We start from the raw sequence: 393 nt of genomic DNA on the forward strand, positions 1-393 counted from the left end.
CCAGAGACAGCGTCCAGTCGGTGCCGGCCCAGACCGGATCGACGATGTTCGACACCGGCTTTGCCGAGGCGGCGGTCGGAGCGGCATCGCCGTCCGGCAGCAGGCCGATATCTTCAGGGCGCTTGCGCAGCAGCAGATTGATCGGCGCGAGCACGACCAGCACCAGGATGCCGATCGCGGTGCAGGCGGTGCGCCAGCCGGTCTGCTCGATCATGTGCTGCGCCCACGGCAGCAGAGTGACCGAGCCGATGCCGACGCCGGCGAAGGCGATCACGATCGCCAGACCGCGGCGGCGGATAAACCAGTTCGGCAGGAAAAACGATTGACCGGAATAGCCGAGGCAGACACTGCCGGCGCCGACGAGAACGCCGATGCTCAGATACAGATGCCAGG

The 393-nt window shown here is 66.7% G+C and carries 1 pseudogene; it reads right to left on the reverse strand.

Annotated features, from left to right (window positions below):
• Positions 1-393 (reverse strand): annotated as a pseudogene (locus tag I6F36_RS39320) (MFS transporter); the annotation flags it as partial.

Origin of the sequence: Bradyrhizobium sp. BRP19, assembly GCF_020194195.1 — a bacterium.
GTDB lineage: Bacteria > Pseudomonadota > Alphaproteobacteria > Rhizobiales > Xanthobacteraceae > Bradyrhizobium > Bradyrhizobium yuanmingense.